Below are 24,460 nucleotides of genomic sequence, written 5' to 3' on the forward strand. Positions count from 1 at the left end.
TAAAACCCGAGATCGCGCGCGGCGGCGATCAGCTCGGGCAGGTCTTTACGCACCAGCGGCTCGCCGCCGGAGAAGCCGAGCTGCACGCTGCCCATCGCCCGCGCCTGGCGAAACACCTCGATCCACTGCGCGGTGGTCAGCTCTTTTTCCTGCGCGGCAAAATCGAGCGGGTTGGAGCAGTACGGACACTGCAGCGGGCAGCGGTAGGTCAGCTCCGCCAGCAGCCAGAGGGGCGGATTCACCGCCGGCGCACATGGTTCAGTCACGGAAGGTCACCCATTTTTGTTCGTAGGCGCGCTGGAAAAACTCCAGCACGTCGTCCGCCAAGCCGTCGGCGCCGGGGAAGCGGGCGTTCAGCTGGGCAATGATGCCGTTCAGCGTGGTGTGGCCGTCGACCAGCTGCAAGATGGCGGCGGCGCTGTCGTTCAGTTTGGCCATGCCTTCCGGGTAGAGGATCACGTGGCTGTTTTGCACCGGCTCCCATTGCAGGCGGTAGCCACGGCGGAAGACCGGGGTATGTTCAGGGTTCAGCGTCATTACACCAGCCTCTGGTTGTGCCAGACCCGCGCGGCGGTCACGCTGTGGTAAGGCGGGCGGTTCAGGGTGTAGGCCATGCTCATGGCGTCCAGCATGCTCCACAGAATGTCCAGCTTGAACTGCAGGATCTCCAGCATGCGCTGCTGCTTTTCAACGGTATCGCAATAGTCCAGCGCCAGCGCCAGGCCGTGTTCCACGTCGCGGTTGGCCTGGCCGAGGCGGCTGCGGAAATAGTCGTAACCGGCGGCGTCGATCCACGGGTAGTGTTGCGGCCAGCTGTCGAGGCGCGACTGGTGGATCTGCGGCGCGAACAGTTCGGTCAGCGAGCTGCAGGCGGCTTCCTGCCAGCAGGCGCGGCGCGCGAAGTTGACGTAGGCGTCCACCGCAAAGCGCACGCCGGGCAGCACCAGCTGTTCAGAAAGCAGGGCGTCGCGCTGCAGGCCGACGGCCTCGCCGAGGCGCAGCCAGGCCTCGATGCCGCCTTCGCTGCCGCCGTAGCCGTCATGATCCAGGATGCGCTGCACCCATTTACGGCGGGTGTCCGGCTGCGGGCAGTTGGCCATGATCGCCGCATCCTTGATCGGAATGCTGGTCTGGTAGTAGAAGCGGTTGGCCACCCAGCCCTGGATCTGCTCACGCGTCGCTTCGCCGTTGTGCATCGCGATGTGATACGGGTGGTGAATGTGGTAATAAGCGCCTTTGGCGCGCAGCGCCGCTTCAAATTCCTGCGGAGTCAGTGGGAGTGGTTGCGTCATGGCGATTCCCTACAGTTCGATGTTCATGCCGTCCCAGCTCACTTCGATGCCGGCGGCGGTCAGACTTTGCCGCTCTGCCGAGTCTTCATTGAGGATCGGGTTGGTATTGTTAATGTGGATCAGGATCTTGCGTTTGGCGGGCAAGGCGCTGAGCAGGGCCGCCAGCCCGTGCTCTTCCGCCAGCGCCAGGTGCCCCATGTCTTTGCCGGTATTGCGCCCCACGCCGGCGTTGGCCAGCTCGTTGTCGCGCCACAGCGTGCCGTCGATCAGCAGGCAGTCGGCGCGGCGCAGCCAGGGCATCAGTGCTTCGTCCGGTTCACCGAGGCCCGGCGCATACAGCAGGCCGACCCCGCGCGCGATATCTTCGATGAACAGCGCCACATTGTGGCCCGGCAGCGGGCGATCGCGGTACGGCGAATAGGGCGGCGCGTTGCTGAGCAGCGGAATGGCGGTGAAGCGCACGTTTGGGCAGACCGCCGTGCGGAACGGTTCGCCGGGCGTCACCGGGTGGTGAATCAACCCGCCGCTCCAGTGAGAGAGCATGGGAAACACCGGGAAGCCGGTGCTGAGATCGTCATGCACTTCAGGCGTGCACCAGACGTGGTGCGGGCACCCCTCACGCAAATTGAGCAAGCCCGCGCTGTGATCGATCTGGCTGTCGGTCAGCACGATCGCGCCGATACCGGTGCCGCGCAGCACGTCGGGATTGTTCAATTCGGGCGAGGCCAGCAGCTGATGGCAAATATCCGGTGAAACGTTGCACAGCACCCAGTTTTTACCGTCGTCGCTGACGGCGATGGAAGACTGCGTGCGGCGCATGGCGCTGATGCTGTGGCTGCGAACGCCCCGGCAGTTGTCGCAGTTGCAATTCCACTGGGGAAAGCCGCCGCCCGCCGCGGAGCCGAGAACTTTTATCTGCATGTCTGAACCAGAAAAAGAGGGAAAGAAATGCCCGCGCGAAAGGCGGGCAGACGGGCGATTAACGGTTGGAAATGTACAGCGTCACTTCCAGCCCCAGACGCAGGTCAACAAACTCAGGTTTTTGCCATAACAGCATGATGTTTACCCTCTTTATGTAAAGTAACGGCAGCTAAGCCAAAAAATCCGTGCTATTCCGGCTCAAGTCAGGGAGATATCATCAGATATCTCCCTTATTCACTACTACTGCCCGGTATATTCAAAGACCAGAATCGAACCGGGGTTGCTGTGATCGTGCGTAGGATGGTTGGTTTCATCCATAACGTTGCCAAAATTATCTGTCGCTACATAGATTTTCCGCGTATCAGGGCTCACCAACACCGTACGGTAACGATTCGCGGTGTGGAAATATTTAATCACATCCCCCTGCACATCCTTCTTATCCGCATTTAACGGCACTCGGTACAATGCCCCCATTTTCATGGAAGTGATAATAACCGAGTTGCGCCAAGCTTTTATCACGCCATTCTCAGGATAATACGCAATGCTGGAAGGCGCGATTGTCGGCCAACACATATAGGATGAATCGCCCTGACAACTGGCGTTGTTATAAGTAAACCCTTCTCTTACGGTAAAGAAGGTTTTCAACGGCGCTTTGAAATCAGGTGCGCTCCATTCGGTCTCTTTCTGGATCGGTACGCCCGCCGGGATATGGTTCGGATCCCATTGCAGAGACGGGCAATTTTTAGCCTCGGAGTAGTTCGCGTAAACATATGCTTGATCGTCGCGATAGCCTGCGACATGAGGCCAGCCATAGTTGCCGCCGGCTTCGAGGATATTCAATTCATCGTCGGATGAAGGCCCTTGTTCTGTGGCGTACAGCGTATTGCCGACGAAAACGAGACCTTGCGGATTACGGTGACCGTAGGTGAAAAGATGGCTTTTTATCCCGTGAATCACCGGATTATCACTTGGAACAGTGCCGTCGACATTTAAGCGAATGACTTTACCGGCGTAAGAGGAATAATCTTTTTTAGCCAGCTCGGCTTCGGTCGGGATTCGCTGAGCGTCAATTTTCTTGCAGAAATTGGCACCCTGGTTGTGGCCCTGCTCGCCGATCGTGTAATACAACTTGCCGTCAGGCCCAAAACGCAGGCGCCCGCCGTTATGATCGTTGCCAGCTGGGAAACCCGCCAGAATTTCTTTCTCATTCCCCAGTTTTTTGGTTTTCTCGTCATACTCGAAACGGACGATTTTTGCGTGCTCGTCATTGCCATTCATATAGGTATAGGAGGCGTAGACATAGTTATCCCCTCCCGGCTTCATGAAGTTCGGGGACAGCGCCAGCCCCAATACCCCTTCATGCTGCGGCCCGACATGCACGCCGTCAATCTTGATCGCCACCTGCTTTTCACCCGTTTGCGGGTTGATACGAACGATTGACGCAGCCTTGCGCTCCGTCACCCAGAGGTCGCCATCCGGCCCCCAAATCATGTCCCAGGGCGCATCAAGCCCATTAATCAAAACATGGGCCTTGAAAGGTTCTGCCGTTTGAACAACCGCTTGTTCCCCTTTCGGCGAGTGAGAAGCATCCGCCGCATAGGCCATACCGCAGGTCATCAGAGATATGGCAATCGCGTTGAACATCACACTGAATTTGTTATTCATAATTTCCCATCCTATGCCCAGAAACTTTTATGGATGAATATAAAGAAAAAAGGCCTGTCGATTTAAGCTCAATCACAGAGCTCTGCGATAAGGGAAAAAACACTAGCATGATGCAATGCAACACATGCATCATGCCAAATATATGCAAAAAAGAGCGTTAGAAGATTACTTCTCGCTCATTTTATTAAAGCTGGTAATCAGATTTCTGTAATCTGGGATATGTGCTGAGAACAGCGCGCCCAATCCTTCAATATCATTACGCCAATCACGGTGCAATTCACAGGCAACGCCAAACCAGGTCATTAACTGCGCGCCAGCCTGAGACATTCTGTCCCATGCGGAGTCACGCGTAAGTTCATTGAAGGTGCCTGATGCATCAGTCACGACGAATACATCAAAGCCTTCTTCCAGCGCCGACAGCGCAGGGAATGCGACGCAAACCTCCGTAACGACCCCGGCGATAATCAATTGCTTTTTACCGGTAGCTTTGACGGCTTTAACAAAATCTTCATTATCCCAAGCGTTGATATTCCCAGGGCGAGGAATAAACGGAGCATCAGGATGGATCTCTTTTAGCTCCGGCACTAACGGGCCGTTCGGGCCAACTTCAAAACTGGTTGTTAACACCGTAGGCAGCTTGAAATACTTTGCTAAATTAGCCACAGCCAGGACATTATTTTTAAATTTATCGGGATCGATATCACGAACAAGAGAAAGCAACCCCGTTTGATGGTCGACCAATAGCACAGCGGCATCATTTTTATCAAGGCGAACATATTTCTTTGACATATCTCACTCCTTTAAATGGACTGAACGGACCGGGTATAGAACTACAGCGCTAAGACCAGCTGAAAGATGAAAAAGCATAGAATAAATTTTAGTCTCTTTCAGCAGAGAAGCAAATTGAAGACACAAAATCGGAATATTAACAAAAGGCTGATTAAATAAGCCACTCCATCAATCATTTACCTCCCCCCTGAAACAAAATTGGCTTGTCTTGTAAAAAAATCTTAAAAGAAATCAACGTTTCCTTATATAACCAGGGGGGCTCTCAGCTCTTAAAACCCGGTGAAAACTGAAAAAACATTTAAAAATAAAATTCTTACCTTTCCATGATCGCCATGTGCATTCCACTGTTTTCAGTCTAATGGAGAGCGGCCTTTTTAATAGGGTTAAACGTGCCATTTTTTTTGCTCAAAGTGACAAGGCATCAAAAGCAAAAGGGGCAATCACCAGACGCCAATTAAAATTAGAATTTAACTATATTAATAATTTACGCATTCCCTCCATGACAGAGACCCGCATGGCGGGATTCATGGAGGTCGTTGAACAATAGCTGTTATTAATCAATGCCGGAAAAGAAACCGTGCCGTTTCTGCTTAGCCGACGAATAACACCAGGTGAAAGCGTGAATGTTTTATCAATCACTCGGCTAAATGCCTGCTGACTATTGAAACCTAACATAAAAGCAATATCAATTATTGGTATATCTGTTTCCGTCAAAGCATAGTACGCAAAGAGCGCCCTTCTCTCCCTGACATAACCGCCCAGATTGATACCGGCTCGCATTTTAAACACTCGCTGCAGATGCCATTTAGAATAACCTGACTTTCTGGATATGGCATCAATACTCAAATCCCCACCTAAGTTATTATCAATCCAAATAATAATTTCTCGAACGACGCGCTCGCTGATCTTTCCGTTAAATTCGTCAGACATCTTCTCCCTCCTCATTTAATTAACTTCATTGCACAAATAACCAATGGCAGAAAAAGAATGTGCTGTCAAATTACCCCGCAACCTGTCACTCACAGCCAATTGAGTGGCATCCAAAGCAAATTCCGGTTGAAAAAATTATCATCACGGCGGTTTACTTAAGCCCCTTAAAACAATCCCCTTTGTATTACATAAGAGAATTTAATGACATCAGAAACATCATCTGATAAATCCCCGTTCAAGCGATGCAATCAACTATAATTTATGATATTTACATCTTAAGAAGGAACCTATCTCTTATCATTATAGGATGATGACTTACGGCACAGAGGAAAAGGGCTGCAACTTTAATAGAAGACAATAGGAACATTCCCAGTCAGACAGTCATTTTTAGGCAATGTGAGAAAAATAAACGTTAACGGACAACGTAAAATGGAGAGCGGTGCAATGCGAAAGGACAAGTCCTCCTTATTTAACTGGTCAACTGCCGGCATGCTTGCAGAAGAGCGGCTGAGTGAATTTGATCGCCTGCTGAAACAAAGCCTGATCAGCGTTACAACCACCATCGACGATCACTCCCGCTTCTGGTGCCATCTGTCAACGCTCAAGGCCGGACAATTCTCCATTACTGACATTAATGGTTCAGCCAAACGCTCACAGCGCGACAGAAAGAATATTCTACGTAGCGCCAGCGACGAATACCACCTCGTGTATGCCGGCGCCACATGGCGATTTATCAATCGATACGGCCAAGAGATCACCGTGCCTGCGGGAAGCGCAATCTTGCTCGATACGCGTAAGGAATATATTTCACTTTTGCCGGAGGGTTTCCTTAATCGCACGCTGGCGTTGCCTGCTGAATGGCTCAACACCTGGGTCGCCAATCCCGAAAAAATGATCGAACAAAACCTGAGCGAACTTTCAGGCTGGGGGAAAGTATTAGCCGCCTATCTGGAACAGATTTCTCCGCCTTATCTGAGCACAATCGACTTTCAACCGCCAATGATATTGGATCAAATCGGCATGCTGCTCTCGCTGCTCTATCACGATTTGGTTAGCGAGGATGCCTTGTCCCGCAAATTTAGCCGCGATAGAAATTATCAGAAAATCGTGGAAAGTCTGCATCAAAGACACATGAATTTAGTTCTGACCGCAACGGATATCGCGCGAGAGGTCGGCATTTCAACCAGAACATTACACCGCGTGATGGCCAATCAAGGCACCAGTTTCGGCCAGGCGTTAATCAACTACCGCGCCAACTCCGCATTACGTATGCTCAATACCGAAGAATTTGACGAACTCTCCATCGCAGATATCGCCAAACGGGCAGGCTTTGTCGATGTTTCACACTTCAATCGCGTGTGTAAAACCTATTTTGGCGAGTCTCCCGGCAAGATCAGGAAGAAACGCCCTTAAGCGAATCAAAATGTGAGCATTAACGCGCGCCTTGCAGGCCGGCGAGCTCACCATGTTGCATTACGCCGTAGCGTTGGGCAGGCGCACGGTCACGCGGTTATTGGCCGTGGGCAGCTGCAGCGGCGCTTCCTGCCAGCTCACCGCGATAACCAAGACCGGCGGGGCCGGCACGCGCGGCTCACGCCCGTCGGGCCCCACGCTGTAGGCATCCCATTCAATCACGAACACGCCGCCGTCTTGCGGCTCGACCCGTTCAACGAAAAAGGTGGTGTCTGAACCACGCCCACCTGCAGGTTTGTGCGCATAAGAGAGCAGGCAGAACCACTCGCCGGCGAAATAGAGGTGGTACAGGCCATCCACGATATGCTCGCCGCGGAACTGGCAACCGCCGACGCTGAAGGCATCACCCGCCGGGGATTCCGCCACGCGTTCGAGATCGCACACGAAGCGATCGGTCGGCCGGTTATCCAGCCACAACGCATAAGGCGGTGCGTGCAGCAACGCGGCGGGATCGTCTGCATAGCGCAGATCGGGCGGCAACATCAAACGCGCCGCCAGCGCGCGGCCGCTGGGCAAGGTGATCTCCAGACGATCCGCCGGTTCCTCTATCCACTGCGGCACCCACAGACCGCGCACCTGCCGCAACGGCGTGGCCTCCACCTGCCGACACTTCGCCCGCAGCCGCGCCAGCGCCTCGGCGGAACCGGCGGCCAAGGCTCCCTGCTCACGATCGGTCAGCGCAGGCAGCGCGTACATCCCCCGGGCGGCAGGCTCGTACACCGTCAGCCCCTTTCCCTCGCGGCTGCGGGTCGGGATCAGGCGCAACCTGCCGCCGTCCACGTCCTGCGGCTCGGCACAGGCGCCATGCACCATCGCCCCGTCGCGCAGCAGCAGCGTCCAAAAACTGGGGCCGCCCATGCCCAACTCCCCCACGCCGCCTATCTGCCGGTCACAGTCACCGGCGTGCGCCATTTCAATCGGCTGCGAACGCCAGTCGGTCTTGCGCCACTCTGCCGCCTCTTCGGGGTCTTGCGCGCCTTTAGCGGCATACTTCGCCCATTGCAGCACGGCAAACAGCGCGATGCACAGCACGCCGACAATCGGGTGATCCTGCCAAATCAAAACCCAACCGACGATCAAAAGGGTCCAGGCGGCCATGGCGATATCCTTTTCCAAGAGAAAACCGCCTGATTCTAGCGCAGGCGGTTGGAAGGATTGAAAAAAATATCGCTATCACTCCAGGCTCTATTTGCCTTTGGCCTGGAACAGCTGATTCACCAGCGTCGTGGCCGGCATATCCAGCGCGCCGTACAGCTCGCCGGCTTTGGCATCGCCGTTATCTCCCAACCATTCCACGCCCACCGTGCCGTAATCCGTCGGTATCACCCCGGCCTGTACCAGCCGCGCCATGCCCGCCTCATGCTTGGACTGATTGAACGTGCCGGAAGCGTCGATCACCACATAGGTGTCGTATCCTGCCGCTTTGGCCGTGATCGCCGGGAAGCCGGCGCACACTTCCAGCGATACGCCGGCGATCACGATCTTTTTGCGGCCGGTGGCCTCAACCGCTTTGCGCACGTTCGCGTCGTCCCAGGCGTTGACGCTGTGGCGATCGATAATGTTCACCCCCGGCAACGCAGCCTTAAGTTCCGGAATGATCGGCCCGAAAGGACCGTTGGCGCCGGTCGAGGTCACGATCACCGGAATGCCCATCACCTGGGCCGCCTTGGCGAGCGCCACGACGTTATGTTTCAGCGTTGCGCTCTCCATGTCGCGCACGCCGGTGATCAGACCGATCTGATGGTCAACCAACAGCAGCACCGAGTTGTGGCGATCCAACAGCTGCAAGGGGCCGGACGCCGGCTGTGCCTGAGTATGCGGCTGTGGCGCTGCCGGCGCCGCGAAGGCCGGTTGCGCCGCCCCGGCCATGGCGATGGCCAGAGCCAAAGTGCGGTAAAGGTTTTTCATGATGTTTATCCTCGTTTCAACAATGGTGTGCCTGCAGGATAAAACTGCATCGATCAGGGTTAAATAGGCGATAATAGAAGCTATCATTGCAAAAATGATCATGATGGAGTGTGTGATGAAGGTGTTTCCACTCGATCTCAACGCCATGTATTTTTTCACTCAGGTGGTTGAGCACAAAGGTTTTACCGCTGCCGGCACAGCGCTGGGCATCCCGACCTCTCGCCTGAGCCGCCAGGTGGCGCAGTTGGAACATCAACTCAACCTGCGGTTGCTGCAAAGAACCTCGCGGCGTATTCAGCTCACAGAGGTGGGCCGCGAGGTCTATCTGCACTGCGTCGCCATGATGCAGCAAGCGCATCAGGCGCAGCAGACGGCGCTGCGCACGCTGGCGGAACCGAACGGCACCGTGCGCTTCAGCGCGTCGCCGCTGTTGGCGGACGAAGTGATCGCTCCGCTCCTGCCGGCATTTATGGCGCGCTTTCCCAAAGTGAACGTAGAAACGCACGTCACCGCCCGGCGGATAGATCTGTTGGAGGAAGGATTGGACTTCACTGTCCGCGGGCTTGGCATCGCCAACGAGGCCGCAGGGCTTATCCAGCGGCGACTCGGCACCGCCAAATGGCTGTTGGCCGCCAGCCCGGCATGGCTGGCGCGACACGGCGCGCCGTCAACACCACAACAGCTGAGCGATATGCCCTGTTTGCTTTACCCGCCACAACAGGGGGCACCGAGCTGGCGGCTCTACGGGCCGCAAAACGCCGTGGTCACCGTGCCCTTCTCACCCCGCTTAAGCAGCGATAATTTGCAGGTGATCCTGCGCGCCGCCCTTGATGGGCAAGGCATCTGCGGCATTCCCTATTACGCCTGCCGCCAGGCGCTTGCGCGTGGCGATTTGCAAGAGGTGCTGCGCGGGTGGCATCCGCAAAACGGCGAGCTGGTGCTGCTTTATCCCTCGCGCCGCGGAGTGCCACCAGCGGTAAAAGCGCTGATCGACTTTTTTTACCAGGAAATACCGCCGTTATTGAACGATCGATAAACGCGGCTCTCGCCGCGTTATTCTTTAATAACGTCAATAATAAGCCTGGCAATATATAATCACTTATCGCATCGTTTATGTGATCATACCACTCACATAAATAACGCCTCATATAAAATCTCACGTTAAAAACACAACACACTGTATCGCATGGGATATTTCTCTCAGCCTAAAAGCAAAAGGCACAAACAAAGAAAAAAAACTGCAATAATTTGTGCATATTCCAAACATTGACTATGTTTAGACAGACTATTTATATGCAGTTGGACAAAGACACTGACAGCAATTAAAAAAGTCCGTTTTTTAGCGGGCGAGGAAATATTTTATCAACAATATTCCGAGGAGGCTTTATCTCCATGGAACGGGTCACTTTGCGTTTTATCAAGCCAATAGGCTACACACCGCAATTAATATCATTATTAGCATTCCGGAGACCGACAATGAAAATCGTTACGGGCATTATCTTTACCTCTGTGGCCGCCTTCAGCGGCGCGGCTTACGCGGCCGATGCGCAACCTACCACCGGCAACGCGGAAGTGACGCTGGAACATGTGCACGCCGTGATGGAAAACGGCAGCCCGGCGCAGCAGCACGACGCCGCCTGCAAAAAAGAACTCTCCATGCCGGAATCGAAATATATGGGCATGAAGGTTAAAACCGATTACACCATCAACAGCAGCACCATGATGATGTCGGCCAAATCGATGTTCCCATCGCCGGATTCCATGAAACCGATGGAGCTGACGGTCGATCTCTCCGCGCTGGGCCTGGCGGATGTGTATGCCTTCGGCGCCTTTAAACCAGCTGCGCTGCCACAGGCGTATATTTATTTCACCATCGACAAGAATTTTAAAGATCCGGTCAGCACCTTTATGGTCATTAACCAAGGCAAGCAATATAACTGCGTCATCTCCAGCTCGAATAAAATGATGAGCAAAGAGATGCGCGGCAAGATGATGATGAAGAAACAGTAACGGAATGAAAAACGGCGCTTTCCTTAACAGGAGGCGCCGTTAGAAAAGCATTAAATCAGACCAGGATTGTATTTCTGGTTGAATTTCTCTTCCGATTGGAACAGATAAATAATACCTTCGATAAAGCCGACAATCGCCGGGATCCCCGTCCAGCAGAACAGCAGGTAGAACAGTCCCCACCACTTCATGCCCAGGTAAAACTTGTGAATGCCCAGCCCACCCAGGAAGATGGCCAGCAGGGCCGCCGCGAGCTTGTCTTTTCTGCTCATAGTGCACTTCTCCTAACTTCTCACCGAACCACCGGCATGTCCAAAAACGGATGCCGCTCCACAGAGCGCCGCATCGCAATGCTTGAGGAGGAAAACATTCACCCATCAAGGCTCAACAGGGGTAATTATAACAGTGATTAATTAAACGGTTGTTTAACCGGGGAAAGGCAGGCAAAAGACGTACGGCAAGAGGAGGAATACTCCTGTGGCGCAGGCTCAACACTTTAATATCTTTTTGTTTTTAAAGTAAATAATTCGCATGCATTCATGACTATCACGCCAGCCGTTGACGCCGCGCTAAGCGTGTTGCCTCTTAGGGGGCCATATCCCTGTCGACTATTTTATTTTCCCTGGTGACTTCCCACTGGCAATCTAGGTGACTCGCATTGATAGGATTCGCAGCGTCAACCCGGACTAACAGCGATAAAATCGATCTTGAATAACGCGATGTCTATTCTAAAGCCCGTCATACTGGGGACGATGCCCAGCGATCAGGTTTGCCACCTGTGCATAATCCTTAATAACGCCGGGATGGCGCCGCCCGGTGCAAAAAACAAAGCTACAGCGCTGTTCATTACCGATCAACTTCTCCGCCAGATTTCTGGCTCGCAGCTTAGGCGTGGCGTTCATTCTAAGGATCTGCATTTTCTCTGTTTCATTACTTTGGGGATGAAGTTTTTCTTCATACTCTCCCACCATCAGCGTGACCTGATTGACATGCTCATCAATGGTTAACTTGCCGTCAGGAATCAACGCCCCATTGCCCCACCAAATGGATGGGCTGGCCGCTAAATAATTTTGAAATGCATCAGGATGATTAAACAGGGTATACAACACAAAATGACCACCGTGCGAGTGGCCTGCCAGCGTTTGCTGGTCTACGTTGACAGGATAATGCGCTTCGATCCATGGTTTAACGCATGCGGCAATAAATTGATAAAACGCTGCCGCTCCGCCCCCCTCCGCAAACTCTTTCTCTCCTGAGGGAACCGTATAATCACGGGTTCTTGCCTTCAAGATATCCACCCCGTCTTGATAGCCAATGCCGATATAAAGAATATCCCCATCGCGTTTTCTGTTGTTACGTTCCGTCACGACCGAAAACTGGGAGTTAGCATCCAAAAGATACAGCGGGTTCAAATTACCGCCAATCCCCCTGCGGTGAGAGATAAAGACTCTGTATCTTTGACCATTAAAGACAAAACACTTCGTTCTTGAAATTAAATCTTCACACATAACAACCTCACTTGTTTAAATGAATTAATCGCGTCAATGCCTTTATTCTCAGAGAAGAAAAAGACGGTGAGGTCCCAACGTAGCAACGCATATTCCCGTTTACGACGTTTGTGTGTTGTGCGGTTTATGGTACACAAGCCCAGGTATTGCATCATGCACCAGATTAATAGGCTTTAGCGTTACGGCAGAGTCGGTGACGGTGTGTACGAAAGGGAAAGTTAAAAAGTGAGGTGGTGCCGATAATAGGAGTCGAACCTACGACCTTCGCATTACGAATGCGCTGCTCTACCAACTGAGCTATATCGGCATCGAGCCAAGCCTGCGGGGCAAGCCGGATGTGCGTTGAACAAGGTAGACCTGCGCGCGAAATGAGTCAATAGCCGCCGGGGCGTTTGGTCGTTTTGCAAGCAACCACACTGCGGCACACTCAACCTTCCCCAAAAACAATCAGGGCGCAGCACGCTGCGCCCTGACCTCTTTATGACCGCAATCCGGCCTTAGCTGCGCACCAGATCGTCGCCGTAGCCGATCCACTTGTAGGTGGTCAGCGCGTCCAGGCCCATCGGCCCGCGGGCGTGCAGTTTCTGGGTGCTCACCGCCACTTCTGCGCCCAGGCCGAACTGGCCGCCGTCGGTGAAGCGGGTGCTGGCGTTGACGTACACCGCCGAGGAGTCCACCGCGCGCACGAAGTGCTCGGCGCTGCTCAGCGAACGGGTGAGGATCGCGTCGGAGTGGTTGGTGCCGTGGGTGCGGATGTGGTCGATGGCCTGATCGATATCGTCCACCAGCAGCACGTTCAGATCCAGCGACAGCCATTCGTCGTCGTAATCCTCCGCATTCACCGGCACCACCGTCGCCGGGCCGCCCTGCAGCAGCGGCAGCGCATTTTCCGCCGCGTGCAGCGTCACGCCCACCGCCGCCATTTTGGCGCTCAGCGCCGGCAGGAACTCGGCGGCGATGCTGCGGTTCACCAGCAGCGTCTCCAGCGAGTTACAGGCGCTCGGGCGCTGGATCTTGGCGTTTTCAATCACCGTCAGCGCCTTGTCGAAATCAACGTCGGCATCCACGTAGGTATGGCACACGCCGATGCCGCCGGTGATCACCGGGATGGTCGATTGCTCGCGGCACAGCTTGTGCAGACCGGCGCCTCCGCGCGGGATCAGCATGTCGACATAGCGATCCAGGCGCAGCAGTTCGTTCACCAGCGCACGATCCGGGCTGTCGATCGCCTGCACCGCCGCCGCCGGCAGGCCGCACTGTTCCAGCGCCTGCTGGATCACTTTTACCGTCGCCTGGTTGGTGTTGTGCGTCTCTTTACCGCCGCGCAGGATCACCGCGTTGCCGGTTTTCAGGCACAGGCTGGCGACGTCGATGGTGACGTTCGGGCGCGCCTCGTAAATCACGCCGATCACGCCGAGCGGCACCCGGCGGCGCTCCAGCTTCAGCCCGCTGTCCAGCAGGTTACCGTCCAACACGTGGCCGACCGGATCGTTCAGGCGGCACACCTGGCGCACGTCGTTGGCGATCGCCGCCAGCCGCGCCGGGGTCAACAGCAGGCGATCGAGCAGCGCTTCGCTCATGCCGGTGGCGCGCGCCTGCGCCATGTCTTGTTCGTTCGCCAACAGGATCGCTTCGCTGTTGGCTTCCAGCCTGTCGGCCATCACCGACAGCACCTGATTCTTCTTCGCCGTGCTCAGCACCGCCAGCTGCCAGGAGGCCTGCTTAGCGGCCTTCCCCATCTGCTCCAGCATGCTCACTCCTTAACTGACAATCATATCGTCGCGGTGCACTGCCACCGGACCGTATTCATAACCGAGGATTTCAGTGATTTCCTGCGAGTGGTGCCCGGCGATCATGCGCATCGCATCGCTGTTGTAGCGGCTGACACCGTGCGCCAGATCGCGCCCCGCCAGGTTGCGGATGCGGATCACTTCACCGCGCGAGAAGTCGCCTTTCACTTCGCGGATGCCTTTCGGCAGCAGCGAGCTGCCGCGCGCCATCATCGCTTCCACCGCGCCGTCGTCGACGGTGATCTCACCGGCCGGCGGCGCGCCGAAGATCCAGCGCTTGCGGTTTTCCAGCGGGGTTTCCAGCGCGTGGAAACGGGTGCCCACCGGTTTGCCTTCGATCACGTCCGCCACCACGCCCGGCTTGCTGCCCGCGGCGATCACCACGTCGATGCCGGCGCGGCAGGCCACGTCGGCCGCCTGCAGCTTGGTGCCCATGCCGCCGGTGCCCAGACCGGAGACGCTGTCGCCGGCGATGGCGCGCAGCGCGTCGTCGATGCCGTGCACTTCACGGATCAGTTCGGCCTGCGGGTTGTTGCGCGGATCGGCGGTGTAGAGGCCCTGCTGATCGGTCAGCAGCAGCAGTTTGTCGGCCCCGGCCAGAATGGCCGCCAGCGCCGACAGGTTATCGTTGTCGCCCACTTTGATTTCGGCGGTGGCGACGGCGTCGTTCTCATTGATTACCGGCACGATGCGGTTGTCCAGCAGCGCCGTCATGGTGTCGCGCGCGTTGAGGAAGCGCTCGCGGTCTTCCAGATCGGCGCGCGTCAGCAGCATCTGCCCGACGTGGATGCCGTAAATGGAGAACAGCTGTTCCCACAGCTGGATCAGCCGGCTCTGCCCCACCGCCGCCAGCAGCTGTTTGGAGGCGATGGTGGCGGGCAGCTCGGGATAGCCCAGGTGCTCGCGCCCGGCGGCGATGGCGCCGGAGGTGACGATGACGATGCGGTGGCCCGCGGCGTGTTGCTGCGCGCACTGGCGCACCAATTCGACGATGTGGGCGCGGTTCAGACGCAGCGATCCGCCGGTCAACACGCTGGTGCCCAATTTCACAACCAATGTCTGGCTGCCGTTCATAGTATTTCTGCCGTGTATAATGATGAGAAGAAGAGTGCAAAGGTCTTTGTAACAGGAGAGACGCGTTATGCCAACAGGCACAACGCGAAATCAGCACAATACGTGGTCAAACGGGGTCAGGCGGAGAGTTTGATCAGTTTTTCTTTGAAATCATCCGCGGGTTCCAGCCCCAGCTCCATGGTCGCCAGCAGCTCGCCCAGGCGGCGATGGAAGTCGCGCAGGGTGTCTTCCAGCTTGGCGTTCACTTCATCATCCTTAATGTTTTGCGTCGTCCAGTTGCCTTCCTTGTCGAACAGGCCGAATTGGTACGAATAGGTGAAGCGCGCCTCTTCCGCCTGCAGCTCCATCCACCAGCCCCAGAACTCACGCTTCTCCGGAGCGGGCTTTACATTGACGCAGACGGCCAAACAATCAAAGAAAAACCGGTCGTTCTCACATTGCCCTTCACGCAGGTACGGCCCCAAGCTGGCAAAACGTTTCATTAGTCGGCTTTTAGGGTGACCACTCGGTAACGTCATTCTCTAACCTCCTCAATGTAGACCACTCTTTTTAACAAATTGTTAAAATTTAGCAACTAATTAACGCATTTTATCCTTCAGCCAACCGGACATCTGCAGCAACGCCCGGTGGAAGCTGTCGTAAACCGGGGTGCGCGGGATGGCGATCAGCTTGCCGCTCACCGAAGAGGTGACGATCAGCTGCGACTCTTCTTTCGGGCTGAGCGTATCGCGCTCCCAGTAGCCGGAGATCATCGGCGTCGGGCAGCGGCGCCCCAGCAGCCCCTGCATTTTCAGCGAGTAGCTGTTCAGCTCCACCTTCAGCACGTTGTCCGAGGCGTTAGCCATGCCCATGCGGCTGGCCAGCACGTCCATATACATGTCCGGCACGTTCAACTGGGTGCTGCTGTCGCACAGCAGGCGATGCACCACCGGCCCCAGGCAGGCCACGCCGCGCAGCCGCTGCGGCTCCAGGTAGGCCAATCGCACCGCCACGTTGGCGCCGAAGCGGAAGCCGAAGGCGCTCACCCGCTGATGGTCCACCCACGGCACCGAGGCCAGCTGGATCAGCACCTGCTGGTGCAGGTAGCTGGAGTCCTGCGTCAGCTTCCATTTGCAGGAAGAACCGATCGACGGCATGTCGAGCGTCAGCATGGCGATGCCGTGCGGCGCCAGGTAGTCGCGGAACAGGCGATGATAGTCGGTCTGCAGCGTATCGAGGCTGCCGCACATCAGCACCGTCGGGAACGGCGCCTCGCCCTTCTCCGGCATGTGCAGGAACCCGGTGACGCTGCCGCCGCCTTCGATGCGAAACTCCAGCTCTTTCAGCTGATACGGCAGCAGCAGCGCCGCCTCTTCGTACGCGCGGTTAGCCAGCATCTCCGCCTGTTCGGCCAGTTCGTCGCCCTTCAGGTGCGGGTAGCCGGCGATGCTGTACAGGCTCGCGGCCTTCAGCCAGTACTCGCCGCCGAGCAGCGGATCCTGCTGCTCCGTCGCCCGCTGTTGCCACTGCATGCCCTGATGGATCCACTCGTAAATCCAGTTGCCGTTGCGGTAGCCCACCACGGTATCCAGCCGCTGCGGGTTGCTGCGCTCGGCGTCGGAGGCGGCGATGCGCGCCAGCACTTCGTGGATTTCGATCGGGCTGACGCCGCGCCAGGCCCACAGCAGCGGGTTCAGCATGCGGTACCAGCTGCCGGTGGTATCGCCTTCCAATGCGGAATGCATGGCGGCGCTCACTTTGTTGCGCGCGCGCAGCACCAGCGTCGAGGTTTCAGGGTGTTTGAATTTGGGCTTGAAAAGAATTTCAGAAAGGTTGGCCTGTGCCATGGTAACAACAGCCTCCGTAAATCTGGCGATAGGCCGCAACAGGCCTACTTAACTGGAGGTAGTGTACCTAACTCTGGCGGGATAAACCAAGATAACGCAAACGCCCGGCATAACCGGGCGTCAGGCGGCTGACAAAGAAGGAAAAAGCGTGGTTTTTCCTCCTTGTGGTCAACGGCCGAAAATCAATAAATTAATTTTCCTTATTTTTTATATCTTGCCTTCGGTAAGCCTGACAACGCCATCACGTTTATCCTTAAACAAACGCCCGGCATAACCGGGCGTTGGCTTGGAACTGGCTGGGCTTAGCGACCGCCGATAGGGGGAACGAAGCTGACGCCCATGTCCCACGGCTGTTCGATCCAGGTGTCCTGCGGGATGTCGATCACATAGTCGTCCACCAGCGGACGGCCCGCCGGCTTGGCGAAGATGGTGACGAAATGCGCTTTCGGGTACATGTCGCGGATCGCTTTTGCGGTGCCGCCGGTATCCACCAGATCGTCCACCACGATGAAGCCTTCACCGTCGCCTTCGGCGCGCTTGAGCACTTTCATTTCGCGCTGGTTGTCATGGTCGTAGCTGGAAATGCAGACGGTATCCACATAGCGAATGCCCAGTTCGCGCGCCAGCAGGCCCGCCGGCACCAGGCCGCCGCGACTGACGGCAATGATGCCGGTCCATTTGTCGGCAGGCAGCAGGCGGTGCGCCAGCTTGCGTGCATGTATTTGCAGCATATCCCAGGTAACAACGTATTTTTCGCTCATAGAATCGTGTCCCAGCCGGCTGGTGAAGCGGCTTACTTTATAGTTCAGGGGAAAAAAGGTTGCGCGAGATTATAGAGACTGGCCGCGTTGAATTCCAGCTGTACCGAGGAAAACCTCGCGATTTCCGCCGCGCGGCTTTTCGGTGATTGATGCTGAAAAAGCGAACGTTCCCGCCGCAAAGCCGTGTGATCAAGCGCTTAAACCGCACAATACGGGGCGCGCGCCGCCGGAAATAAAGTGATATTCTCTAACGATCGTGCCACGACGCACAGATACCCGCTCACCTCAACCGCGCGGCACGCCCGTCCTGTCGGAGCCTGCCGTCACAGGAGACTTATAGTGTCTGAATTGTCTCAGCTTTCGCCACAGCCGCTGTGGGATATTTTCGCCAAGATCTGTTCTATCCCGCACCCTTCTTATCATGAAGAAGCGCTGGCGCAGCACATCCTCACCTGGGCCAAAGAGAAGAACCTGCACGCCGAGCGCGATCAGGTCGGCAATATCCTGCTGCGCAAACCGGCCACCAAAGGCATGGAAAACCGCAAGCCGGTGGCGCTGCAGGCGCACCTGGACATGGTGCCGCAAAAGAATAACGACACCGTGCACGACTTCGCCAAGGATCCGATCCAGCCTTATATCGCCGGCGAGTGGGTGAAAGCGCGCGGCACCACGCTGGGTGCCGACAACGGCATCGGCATGGCCTCCGCCCTGGCGGTGCTGGCCGACGACAGCGTTGAGCACGGCCCGCTGGAAGTGCTGCTGACCATGACCGAAGAAGCCGGCATGGACGGTGCCTTCGGGCTGCAGCCGAACTGGCTGCAGGCAGACATCCTGATCAATACCGATTCCGAAGAAGAAGGCGAAATCTACATGGGTTGCGCCGGCGGTATCGACTTCATCACCACCCTGCCGCTGCAGCGCGAAGCGGTGCCGGCCGGTTATCAAACCCTGAAGCTGACCCTCAAGGGCCTGAAAGGCGGCCACTCCGGCGCTGAGATCCACGTCGGTCTGGGCAACGCCAACAAACTGCTGGCGCGCTTCCTGTTCGCCCATGCGGCGGCGCTGAACCTGCGCGTGCTGGATCTGAACGGCGGCACCCTGCGCAACGCCATCCCGCGTGAAGCCTCCGCGGTGGTTGCGGTGCCGGCGGACAAAGCCGACGCGCTGAAAGCGCTGAGCCAGGAGTTCCTGGCGGTGCTGCAGAACGAACTCTCCGCCAAAGAGAAGAACATCACCGTGCTGCTGGAGCCGGCCACCAGCGCTTCGCAGGCGCTGAGCGCCGACAGCCAGCAACGCTTCCTGGCGCTGCTGAACGGCACGCCGAACGGCGTGATCCGCATGAGCGACGCGGTCAAAGGCGTAGTGGAAACCTCGCTGAACGTCGGCGTGGTCACCACCAGCGAAAACGAAGCGGAAATCATCTGCCTGATCCGCTCTCTGATCGACAGCGGCAAAGATTACGTGGTCGAGATGCTGACCGCGCTGGGCCAGCTGGCCGGCGCCAAGGTGGCGCCGAAGGGCGGCTACCCGGGCTGGCAGCCGGACGCTGACTCGCCGGTGATGCACCTGGTGCGCGAGCTGTATCAGGATCTGTTCAACAAGACGCCGAACATCATGGTGATCCACGCCGGCCTGGAATGCGGTCTGTTCAAAAAGCCGTATCCAAACATGGACATGGTATCGATCGGGCCAACCATCACCGGCCCGCACTCGCCGGATGAGCAGGTGCATATCGAAAGCGTCGGTCTGTACTGGAAGCTGCTGACCTCGCTGCTGAAAGCGATCCCTGAGCGCGCGTAATCTGCGCGCTTAACGCAAAAAGCCGGCGATCGCCGGCTTTTTTATTCCCAAGGCAGCGCCAGCTGCCGCTCCAGCTGCGGATCGAGCAGCGTCACGTGCAGCCCCACCAGCCGCACGCCGCGCCCTTCACGCCGTTCGCGCCACGCCTGCCGCGCCACCGCCAGCAAATCCTGCCGGTTCAGCACCGGGAACACGTGCTCCTGGGTGGTTTGCTGAAAATCCTGAAACTTCAGCTTCACGCCCTGCCGGGCGATGTGCAGATCCGGCTTCACCTTACGCAGCCGCATCTCCAGCTCGGGGTAGAGTTTGTCGATAATCAGCGTTTCGCAATCTTCCCAGTCGTGAATGTCCTCCGCCAGCGTGCGCTCCACGCCCACCGATTTACGCAGCCGCTCCGCCGAGATTTCGCGCCGATCGATGCCCTGGCACCGCTCCCACAGCACCCGGCCGAACTTGCCGAAGCGCTTGAGCAGCTGCGCCAAATCGTATTGCTGCACGTCGGCGCAGGTGATAAGCCCCACTTCCTCCAGCCGTTTGGCGGTCACCTTGCCGACGCCGGGGATCTTGCTGAGCGGCAGCTGCTGCAAAAACGCCGGCACCTGCGCCGGGGTGATCACGTATTGCCCGTTCGGCTTGTTCATCTCGGAGGCGATCTTGGCGAGAAACTTGATCGGCGCGACGCCGGCCGACGCGGTCAGGTTCAGCTCGTCGGCGATCGCCTGGCGGATCTCCTGGGCGATCAGCGTCGCCGAGCCGTTGCATTGCGGGCTGTCGGTCACGTCGAGATAGGCTTCATCGAGCGACAGTGGCTCGATCAACGGAGTATAGCGGGCGAAGATTTCACGGATGTGCAGCGAAGCCTCTTTATAGGCCGCCATGCGCCCCGGCAGCAGGGTGAGATGCGGGCACAGCTTGAGCGCCATCGCCGTGGACATGGCGCTGTGCACGCCGTAGCGCCGCGCCGGGTAGTTGGCGGTGCTGATCACCCCGCGCCGATCGGCGCTGCCGCCAATCGCCAACGGGATATCGCGCAGGCTGGGATCGTCGCGCATTTCCACCGCTGCGAAGAAGCAGTCCATATCGACATGAATGATTTTACGCATCGCACCCTCCAGTAACACTGTATAAGTATACAGTTAGATACCGAAAGCTCAAGGCCGCAGGGTTCGATGAAAGCGCCGTTTCCGCCAGATATTTCCGCGTTGTTAAAAAAGCTTAATTTTTCAATAGTATGATTTCCGCTATCCCGTGCGGCTCACCACAACGATAACGACAAGGTACCCTACATGATCAGATTTTCTCATTGGCTGCTGGCTTCCGCGCTGTCGCTGAGCGCGCTGGCGGCCAGCGCTGCCGGTCACGCGCCGGCGATCGTCGCCCACCGCGGCGGCACCGCCGATGCGCCGGAGAACACCCGCATCGCCATCGAAACCGCGCTGAAAAACGGCGCCGACGCCATTTGGATCACCCTGCAAGAATCCAAAGACGGCGTCATCGTGCTGTATCGCCCCTCGGATCTGAAGGCGCTGACCAACCGGCAGGGCCCGGTCTCTGCCTATACCGCCGCGCAGCTGGCCGAGACCGACGCCGGCTGGGCCTTCGCCAGGGGGGATACGCACCCGTTCCGCGGCCAGGGCATCGGCATTCCGCGGCTGGACGAGGTGCTAAAGGCGTTCCCGCACGTCACCTTCTATCTGGACATCAAATCCCCGGACGCCGATCCGGCGCAGTTTGGCCAGGCGCTGCAGGCGACGCTGGAAAGCACCGACAGCCTGAACCGCACCCGCGTCTACTCAACCGACGCCAAATACCTGCAGGCGCTGCCGCCGGCCATCCCGCGCTTTGAAAGCCGCGACGAGACCCGCACGCTGCTGGCCAACGTCACCATGGCGCACCAGTGCGATGTCAAACCGGACAACCGGCAGCCGCGCTGGTACGGGCAGGAGCTGAAGCGTGAGGTGGAAGTGGTAGAGAAGTACACCCTCGGCGAAGGGCGCTCGAAGGCGTTTCTGACCTGGGATAAAGAATCGATGGACTGTTTCCGCTCGCAGGGCCCGGCGCACATCATTCTGTTCGGCGTCAACACGCCGCAGGAGTATCAGCAGGCGCTGGCGCTGGGGGCCGACGGCGTGATGGTCAACTCGCCGGCCGAGGCGAAAAGCTTCCGCAAGGCGAAATAAAAAAACCCGGCCAAGGCCGGGTTTTCGCTTCGCTACAGAATGCGGTGCTTGTCCAACTGCTCGCGCCGCTGCGCCGCTTTGGCTTCGCGCTTTTTGCGCGCATCGCAAGGCTCCGGGCAGTCGCAGACTTTCTCCATGCCCAGCGCGGTGATGCCGCCGCAGCTGCCCTGCAGGCTTTTGCGTTTGAACACGTAACCCAGCGACATCCCGCCGACGATCAGCAGGAACAACACGAAGGTAGCGGCGAATACCGTCAACATAGCAACCTCACGAACGCTTTTTCAGATAGGGTTTGAACGCGTCCGAATAACGCTCCTCAAACCCGTCGGCGGTTTTCACGATCATGAACACCGGGATACCGAGCAGGTTGGCCAGCGCCATGCCGCGCTCTGGCCCCATCACGTTCAGGCCGGTGGACAGGCCGTCGGCGGTCATGCAGGTCGGGCTCAGCACGGTGATCGACACCAGCCGATGATGGATCGGCCGCCCGGTGACCGGATCGATGGTGTGCGAATAGCGCACCCCGTCCTGTTCGAAGTAGTTGCGATAGTCACCCGAGGTGGCGATCGACATCTCCCCCGGCTGGATCACCAGCTGCGCCTGCTGCTGCGCGCTGGCGGTCGGGCGCTCGATGGCAATGCGCCACGGCTTTTGCTCGCCGTTGCGCCCGCGGGTACGAACTTCACCGCCGATATCCACCATGTAGTCTTTCACGTGTTGCGATTGCAGATACTCCGCCACCACGTCCACGCCATATCCTTTGGCGATCGACGACAGATCGACATACAGCTCGGGGATGCTTTTCACCAGCGCGCTGCCCTGCACCGACAGCTTGTCGGCGCCGGTCCAGGCGCGGCGGTGCTCCAGTTCCACCTCGCTCGGCACTTTGTCCGGCCGCCCTTCCGGGCCGAAACCCCATAGGTTGACCAGCGGCCCGACGGTCACGTCCAGCGCGCCATCGGTGACGCGGTTGATGCGCAGCGCTTCGCGCACCACTTCGGCGGTGGCCGGCGAAACCGGGAACGGCCGGTCAATGTCGCGGCTGGCGTTGAAGCGGCTTAGCTCGGAATCCGGCCGGTAGGTGGACATCTGATCGTTCACCTGTTCCAGCCGTTTGTCGATCTCCGCCTGCATCTCGCGCGCCGACGGCGTATCGTCGCCGGTCACGTAACGGATCGAATACGAGGTGCCCATGGTTTTACCCGACAGATCCACCTGTTCCGGCCCGCAGCCGGTCAGCAGCAGGGTGGCGCTCAGCGCCACGCCCGTCAGCCAGTTCTTCGTCGCCAATGCGCGCAATTTAGCCACCAAAGTCATCCAGCATGATATTTTCGTCTTCGACGCCCAGATCTTTGAGCATCTTGATCACCGCGGCGTTCATCATCGGCGGCCCGCACATGTAAAACTCGCAGTCTTCCGGCGCCGGGTGGTTCTTCAGGTAGTTCTCCAGCAGAACATTATGGATAAAGCCGGTGTAGCCGGTCCAGTTATCTTCCGGCTGCGGATCCGACAGCGCCACGTGCCAGGTGAAGTTGTCGTTCTCCGCCTGCAGCTGGTTGAAGTCGTCTTCATAGAACATCTCGCGCAGCGAACGCGCGCCGTACCAGAAAGTGATCTTGCGCTTCGAGTTCAGACGCTTGAGCTGATCGAAGATGTGCGAGCGCATCGGCGCCATGCCCGCGCCGCCGCCGATAAAGATCATTTCGGCGTCGGTGTCCTTGGCGAAGAACTCGCCGAACGGCCCGGAGATGGTCACCTTGTCGCCCGGCTTCAGCGACCAGATATAGGAAGACATGATGCCCGGCGGCACGTCCGGATTGTTCGGCGGCGGCGTGGCAATACGCACGTTGAGCATGATGATGCCCTTCTCTTCCGGGTAGTTGGCCATCGAGTAGGCGCGCACCGTGGTGTCGTTCACCGTCGAACGGTAGCGGAACAGGTTGAACTTGTCCCAGTCGCCGCGATACTCCTGCGGCACGTCGAAGTCGGCGTAGCTGATGTCGTGCGCCGGCGCTTCGATCTGGATGAAACCGCCCGCGCGGAACGGCACGTCTTCCCCATCGGGGATCTTCAGCTTCAGCTCTTTGATAAAGGTGGCTTTGTTATCGTTGGAGATAACTTCGCATTCCCATTTCTTCACGCCGAAGATCTCTTCCGGCAGCTCGATCTTCAGGTTCTGCTTCACGTTCACCTGGCACGCCAGGCGGCAACCCTCTTTCGCTTCGCGCTTGTTGATGTGCGAGAGCTCGGTCGGCAGGATATCGCCGCCGCCCTCTTTGATCACCACCCGGCACTGACCGCAGGAGCCGCCGCCGCCGCAGGCCGAGGAGACGAAGATCCCCTGGCTGGAGAGCACGTTGAGCAGCTTGTCGCCCGCCGGCGCATGGAAGCTCTTATCCAGATCGCCGTTGATTTCCACCGCGATGTCGCCGGTGTTCACCAGCTTCGATTTGGCGAACAGGATCAGCAACACCAGCACCATCACGATGGCGGTGAACATCGCTACGCCTAAAATAATTTCCATAAATTCTTCCCG

26 protein-coding genes and 1 tRNA gene are annotated in these 24,460 nt (G+C 57.5%); 5 read left to right on the forward strand and 22 right to left on the reverse strand.

Translation table 11 applies throughout. The features are described 5' to 3' along the window. The 8 genes from ACJ8IJ_RS23115 to ACJ8IJ_RS23150 all read right to left on the reverse strand — a co-directional run. Positions 1-266: radical SAM protein (locus ACJ8IJ_RS23115; RefSeq protein ID WP_442518955.1), on the reverse strand; the 266-nt coding region annotated here is incomplete at its 3' end. Then, positions 259-537: a pyrroloquinoline quinone biosynthesis peptide chaperone PqqD gene (gene pqqD / locus ACJ8IJ_RS23120; RefSeq protein WP_166445108.1), complete on the reverse strand. Its 279-nt coding sequence runs from the start codon at positions 535-537 to the stop codon at positions 259-261. The genes pqqD and ACJ8IJ_RS23115, both read right to left, overlap by 8 nt. Then, the gene (gene pqqC / locus ACJ8IJ_RS23125; protein ID WP_346595384.1) at positions 537-1,292 is read right to left on the reverse strand and encodes a pyrroloquinoline-quinone synthase PqqC; all 756 of its coding nucleotides are present in this window, start codon (positions 1,290-1,292) and stop codon (positions 537-539) included. The genes pqqD and pqqC overlap by 1 nt, the downstream gene beginning before the upstream one ends. A gap of 9 nt (positions 1,293-1,301) precedes the next feature. Next, positions 1,302-2,213, reverse strand: coding sequence for a pyrroloquinoline quinone biosynthesis protein PqqB (pqqB, locus tag ACJ8IJ_RS23130; protein WP_442518954.1), 912 nt, complete (start codon positions 2,211-2,213; stop codon positions 1,302-1,304). A 58-nt stretch (positions 2,214-2,271) separates the two neighbouring features. Next, positions 2,272-2,349 carry a pyrroloquinoline quinone precursor peptide PqqA gene (gene pqqA / locus ACJ8IJ_RS23135; RefSeq protein WP_004930284.1) on the reverse strand — a complete coding sequence of 26 codons (78 nt, stop codon included), beginning with the start codon at positions 2,347-2,349 and terminating at the stop codon, positions 2,272-2,274. A gap of 104 nt (positions 2,350-2,453) precedes the next feature. Next, the gene (locus ACJ8IJ_RS23140) at positions 2,454-3,878 is read right to left on the reverse strand and encodes a glucose/sorbosone family PQQ-dependent dehydrogenase (protein ID WP_004930281.1); all 1,425 of its coding nucleotides are present in this window, start codon (positions 3,876-3,878) and stop codon (positions 2,454-2,456) included. A 165-nt stretch (positions 3,879-4,043) separates the two neighbouring features. Continuing rightward, positions 4,044-4,667, reverse strand: a complete 624-nt coding sequence (gene ycaC / locus ACJ8IJ_RS23145) for an isochorismate family cysteine hydrolase YcaC (RefSeq protein ID WP_015376766.1) — start codon at positions 4,665-4,667, stop codon at positions 4,044-4,046. Positions 4,668-5,138: 471 nt separating this feature from the next. Further along, complete coding sequence (locus ACJ8IJ_RS23150; RefSeq protein WP_004930275.1) at positions 5,139-5,597, reverse strand: helix-turn-helix domain-containing protein; 459 nt, start codon at positions 5,595-5,597, stop codon at positions 5,139-5,141. Positions 5,598-6,041: 444 nt separating this feature from the next. Here ACJ8IJ_RS23150 and ACJ8IJ_RS23155 point away from each other — a divergent pair, with 444 nt between their 5' ends. Next, positions 6,042-7,010 (forward strand): helix-turn-helix domain-containing protein, encoded by a 969-nt coding sequence (locus ACJ8IJ_RS23155; RefSeq protein ID WP_004930273.1) that lies wholly within the window; start codon positions 6,042-6,044, stop codon positions 7,008-7,010. Positions 7,011-7,070: 60 nt separating this feature from the next. Here the strand turns inward: ACJ8IJ_RS23155 and ACJ8IJ_RS23160 are convergent, their stop codons facing one another. After that, positions 7,071-8,168 carry a hypothetical protein gene (locus ACJ8IJ_RS23160; protein WP_442518953.1) on the reverse strand — a complete coding sequence of 366 codons (1,098 nt, stop codon included), beginning with the start codon at positions 8,166-8,168 and terminating at the stop codon, positions 7,071-7,073. A gap of 87 nt (positions 8,169-8,255) precedes the next feature. Next, a complete protein-coding gene (locus ACJ8IJ_RS23165) occupies positions 8,256-8,978 on the reverse strand; it encodes an isochorismatase family protein (protein WP_004930270.1) in 723 nt (240 codons plus the stop codon). Positions 8,979-9,093: 115 nt separating this feature from the next. Here ACJ8IJ_RS23165 and ACJ8IJ_RS23170 point away from each other — a divergent pair, with 115 nt between their 5' ends. Beyond that, complete coding sequence (locus ACJ8IJ_RS23170) at positions 9,094-10,014, forward strand: LysR substrate-binding domain-containing protein (protein WP_442518952.1); 921 nt, start codon at positions 9,094-9,096, stop codon at positions 10,012-10,014. Positions 10,015-10,454: 440 nt separating this feature from the next. Further along, the gene (locus ACJ8IJ_RS23175) at positions 10,455-10,988 is read left to right on the forward strand and encodes a hypothetical protein (protein ID WP_131165473.1); all 534 of its coding nucleotides are present in this window, start codon (positions 10,455-10,457) and stop codon (positions 10,986-10,988) included. Between the two features lie 50 nt (positions 10,989-11,038). Here ACJ8IJ_RS23175 and ACJ8IJ_RS23180 read toward each other — a convergent pair whose 3' ends face one another. The 8 genes from ACJ8IJ_RS23180 to gpt all read right to left on the reverse strand — a co-directional run bounded on the left by ACJ8IJ_RS23180 (position 11,039) and on the right by gpt (position 17,944). Then, positions 11,039-11,257 (reverse strand): TM2 domain-containing protein, encoded by a 219-nt coding sequence (locus tag ACJ8IJ_RS23180; RefSeq protein ID WP_015376761.1) that lies wholly within the window; start codon positions 11,255-11,257, stop codon positions 11,039-11,041. A gap of 456 nt (positions 11,258-11,713) precedes the next feature. Further along, positions 11,714-12,493, reverse strand: coding sequence for an alpha/beta hydrolase (locus tag ACJ8IJ_RS23185; RefSeq protein WP_004930264.1), 780 nt, complete (start codon positions 12,491-12,493; stop codon positions 11,714-11,716). 231 nt (positions 12,494-12,724) lie between these two features. Next, a tRNA-Thr gene (locus ACJ8IJ_RS23190) sits at positions 12,725-12,800 on the reverse strand. A gap of 190 nt (positions 12,801-12,990) precedes the next feature. Beyond that, positions 12,991-14,244, reverse strand: a complete 1,254-nt coding sequence (proA, locus tag ACJ8IJ_RS23195; protein ID WP_019454296.1) for a glutamate-5-semialdehyde dehydrogenase — start codon at positions 14,242-14,244, stop codon at positions 12,991-12,993. A 9-nt stretch (positions 14,245-14,253) separates the two neighbouring features. Then, a complete protein-coding gene (proB, locus tag ACJ8IJ_RS23200; RefSeq protein ID WP_033634090.1) occupies positions 14,254-15,357 on the reverse strand; it encodes a glutamate 5-kinase in 1,104 nt (367 codons plus the stop codon). A 116-nt stretch (positions 15,358-15,473) separates the two neighbouring features. Then, entirely contained in the window at positions 15,474-15,875 is a 402-nt protein-coding gene (gene crl, locus ACJ8IJ_RS23205; RefSeq protein WP_033651027.1) for a sigma factor-binding protein Crl, read from the reverse strand. A 60-nt stretch (positions 15,876-15,935) separates the two neighbouring features. Then, positions 15,936-17,183, reverse strand: coding sequence for an esterase FrsA (frsA, locus tag ACJ8IJ_RS23210; RefSeq protein WP_049241373.1), 1,248 nt, complete (start codon positions 17,181-17,183; stop codon positions 15,936-15,938). A gap of 302 nt (positions 17,184-17,485) precedes the next feature. Further along, positions 17,486-17,944 (reverse strand): xanthine phosphoribosyltransferase, encoded by a 459-nt coding sequence (gene gpt, locus ACJ8IJ_RS23215; RefSeq protein WP_004930253.1) that lies wholly within the window; start codon positions 17,942-17,944, stop codon positions 17,486-17,488. 339 nt (positions 17,945-18,283) lie between these two features. Between gpt and pepD the strand changes: the two genes are divergently transcribed. Next, positions 18,284-19,744 (forward strand): beta-Ala-His dipeptidase, encoded by a 1,461-nt coding sequence (pepD, locus tag ACJ8IJ_RS23220; protein ID WP_033641310.1) that lies wholly within the window; start codon positions 18,284-18,286, stop codon positions 19,742-19,744. Positions 19,745-19,785: 41 nt separating this feature from the next. Here pepD and dinB read toward each other — a convergent pair whose 3' ends face one another. Continuing rightward, positions 19,786-20,847 carry a DNA polymerase IV gene (dinB, locus tag ACJ8IJ_RS23225; protein WP_033634092.1) on the reverse strand — a complete coding sequence of 354 codons (1,062 nt, stop codon included), beginning with the start codon at positions 20,845-20,847 and terminating at the stop codon, positions 19,786-19,788. Between the two features lie 183 nt (positions 20,848-21,030). Here dinB and ACJ8IJ_RS23230 point away from each other — a divergent pair, with 183 nt between their 5' ends. After that, entirely contained in the window at positions 21,031-21,924 is an 894-nt protein-coding gene (locus tag ACJ8IJ_RS23230) for a glycerophosphodiester phosphodiesterase family protein (RefSeq protein WP_442518951.1), read from the forward strand. Between the two features lie 32 nt (positions 21,925-21,956). Here ACJ8IJ_RS23230 and nqrM read toward each other — a convergent pair whose 3' ends face one another. From nqrM to nqrF, 3 genes are read right to left on the reverse strand one after another with little or no spacing between them, the layout of a single operon-like run. Continuing rightward, complete coding sequence (gene nqrM / locus ACJ8IJ_RS23235; protein ID WP_004930244.1) at positions 21,957-22,184, reverse strand: (Na+)-NQR maturation NqrM; 228 nt, start codon at positions 22,182-22,184, stop codon at positions 21,957-21,959. Positions 22,185-22,191: 7 nt separating this feature from the next. Continuing rightward, on the reverse strand, positions 22,192-23,241 hold the full coding sequence (locus tag ACJ8IJ_RS23240; protein ID WP_049189010.1) for an FAD:protein FMN transferase: 1,050 nt from the start codon (positions 23,239-23,241) through the stop codon (positions 22,192-22,194). After that, entirely contained in the window at positions 23,225-24,448 is a 1,224-nt protein-coding gene (nqrF, locus tag ACJ8IJ_RS23245) for an NADH:ubiquinone reductase (Na(+)-transporting) subunit F (RefSeq protein WP_004930238.1), read from the reverse strand. The genes ACJ8IJ_RS23240 and nqrF overlap by 17 nt, the downstream gene beginning before the upstream one ends. Positions 24,449-24,460 lie beyond the last annotated feature (12 nt).

It is taken from the genome of Serratia sp. CY40230 (assembly GCF_052168835.1).
GTDB lineage: Bacteria > Pseudomonadota > Gammaproteobacteria > Enterobacterales > Enterobacteriaceae > Serratia > Serratia nematodiphila.